3 protein-coding genes are annotated in these 2,703 nt (G+C 32.8%); all 3 read left to right on the forward strand.

Features of this window, described 5'->3' with window-relative positions:
* Positions 1-197 precede the first annotated feature (197 nt).
* The 3 genes from KDU71_RS22590 to KDU71_RS22600 all read left to right on the forward strand — a co-directional run bounded on the left by KDU71_RS22590 (position 198) and on the right by KDU71_RS22600 (position 2,595).
* On the forward strand, positions 198-836 hold the full coding sequence (locus KDU71_RS22590) for a hypothetical protein (RefSeq protein WP_212193401.1): 639 nt from the start codon (positions 198-200) through the stop codon (positions 834-836).
* 175 nt (positions 837-1,011) lie between these two features.
* A complete protein-coding gene (locus KDU71_RS22595) occupies positions 1,012-1,659 on the forward strand; it encodes a hypothetical protein (RefSeq protein WP_212193402.1) in 648 nt (215 codons plus the stop codon).
* 246 nt (positions 1,660-1,905) lie between these two features.
* Positions 1,906-2,595 carry a hypothetical protein gene (locus tag KDU71_RS22600; RefSeq protein ID WP_212193403.1) on the forward strand — a complete coding sequence of 230 codons (690 nt, stop codon included), beginning with the start codon at positions 1,906-1,908 and terminating at the stop codon, positions 2,593-2,595.
* The last annotated feature ends 108 nt before the right edge of the window (positions 2,596-2,703 follow it).

The raw sequence follows: 2,703 nt of genomic DNA on the forward strand, positions 1-2,703 counted from the left end.
TTTTGTCTTGTTATTTACCTATATTAGCATGATAAGTAGACAAAACACCTGAGCACAATAAAATGTATATGGACAAGTTTATATACTCTGGTGTTTGCAAGCATTATTTACAAACCTCAAAAATGAAGAGTTAATAATGCAAAAATATTTATGAAGTTTATATTGCTTTAGAGCTTATGATAATATTGAAATATAAGATGGGAAAAGTATTTAGATTGATTGTACTAAGTACATTAATAACATTCGGTTGTAGCATAGCTGAAAATGAAGAGGATGTCAATATGGAGAGATATATTTCTTCAGTTAATTCAACCTATTATACAAACTATCATGGTGATAAAATCACATTAATATCCAAGTTTGATTTATCCAAATTTGATTCTATCAGTATTATCTCACCAACAAATTCTGTTTCGAATAGCAATTTTGGAACTGATTATATCCAATTTGAACCTAATAACAGACTTAAAAAAGGAATTCATCATTATGAAATAAAATTCTGGAAAGGTGCTTTTCATTATTGTTATACTGATAGTTTCTATATTAAGGTGCAGGATTTTACAATATCTAATATGAATACAAACTTCATGATTGTTGGAGAAAATAAGATTTACTACGATACTGGTATATTTCCTATTGAAAAATCAAGATTAACATCAAACAATCAAGATTTGACTTTACAAAAAGTTCAAGATGGCTACTACATCGTTACAGCTAAAAAAGTCGGCATAGTTGACTTAAAAATTGAGGTTGAAATAGAAAATAGCTTAGTGCCATATGGAAGTATGTTATTTCGAGTTGTGGACAAAGACACTAAAATAAAAGAAATAATATAAACGCTTGCCAACACGCCGCTATAGCGCATAGCAGTGTCTGTATGGTTTTGGTTGGGCAGATTCCCGCCTCGATAGTCTCGTCCTCTCGGACGGACAATCTCAACGCAAATCTGCTACAGCGCCATGCGGCCAACCGTTGGCAGCAAGCAGAACATACAAATCCAGAAATGAAACTATGAGTACAAAAATAACAGGTATACTTCTTTTATTATTGATAGTAGCATCATGTAATAGTCAAACCTCTGGAGAATTCTGGTTTTTGGAAAAGGACAAAAACTACGATAGAGTAAAAACAGCATTTCAAGACTACGTTAGTTTTTTTCCAAAGCGCGGAGATGCGTATTCAATTAGTGACACATGGAGTCTTGACTCTAATACAGAATTCAATATTAAAAGTGTTTTCGAATTTAAGAGTGAACAATTTAAAGAAGCTTTATCTACAATTAGAAAGAGTTCAATTGCAGAATACCCTTCTGATGCTGAATGTCTACTTGTTTTGAATCGTTTTGCCACGCATTCGAATTATGGTTACCCTAAAAAACATGAAATAGACCATAATATTATTAATTTAGACTGTTATAAGGATCTTTATCCAATACCTAACTTCTCTAATTTTTCGTCATACCAAACTGATGAAACAGAACCTAAATTGCAGAAGGAATTTAATATATACGTTTTAGAAGCGAAAACAGGTCGTTTTTTAGCTGAAGAAGATATAACTAAAGGACTATATATGCCCGAGGAATGGAAACATGGATATTCTAAAGGAGTGGCAGTAAATGAATCAAAGAAATTGATGATATTCTGGGTGATAATCTGGTAATAAACGCCAGCTGCCAACAAACCGCTATAGAGCATTAAGGGTGCAGTGTATTTTGGTCGGTTCGTTGCTTCGGCAAACAGCGCCAAATCACTGATTTGGCTTTGAAAATGAAAAGTTAAAAACAAATACAGCGCTTTGGCTCCGCTCGATTTGGAAAGTATGTAAGTGTCAATTCCTTTACGCTCCATGCGGCAGGCCGTTAGCAATTATTTAAAACACAATACACTAATAAATAGATTTAATTAAATGAAAGCATTATTTGCATTATTATTTTTGACATTACTAGCTTGTCAACTATTTGGCCAAAGCGAAGTTTATTATAATTCTGATTATTCTCCAGGAATATATAAGACAAAATCTGAGTTCATAAACAACACCCCTTCAATAACAGCTGCCGAGAATTTAAGAATTGAAAAAATTGAACTAATTGGACAGTCAGATTCCTTAATTAGAAGATGTAAATTCTATCACAAAGACACTGATAAAAAAATAAAAAAAGTATTTGCAATATCATTTCAAAACAAACTGTATTTCAGTACTGGAGCAATCCTTAAGAATAAGAATAAAAAAGATAAGAGTCTCTCTGCCAATTCGAATAATGAATTTGTTCTAGTTTTGTTAGGTGGTAGTAACTTTTTATATTCTGAAGCAGGACTAATAAATCATTGGAAAGTTGGATTAAGTTCTGGAGTATCATCAGGCGTTGGAGGAATCACAGGCCATGCACTAGGTGAGGCTATTGAAGATGCATATCCGACAACTACAGTTTACGGTAAAGGTGTCGTTTGGGATTATAAAAATAATGAATTCAATGTATTCACAGACTGCAAAGATTTTAATGAGTTTATTTATCCATTTAAACTTGAAACACTTAATTGTAATGTTCCCGAAATAAACCTGAACGAAATACGAGAACGAATAAGCAAAATCAAATAGAAAAACAATTGCTAATAACTAAGCGTTCTGGCTGGTTGAAAACCAGAGTCTGAACGCGGTGTTGCCGACAACCGGTTAGAAATCACTATCTATGGGGATTGATATGAT

Source organism: Carboxylicivirga sediminis, from assembly GCF_018156225.1.
GTDB lineage: Bacteria > Bacteroidota > Bacteroidia > Bacteroidales > Marinilabiliaceae > Carboxylicivirga > Carboxylicivirga sediminis.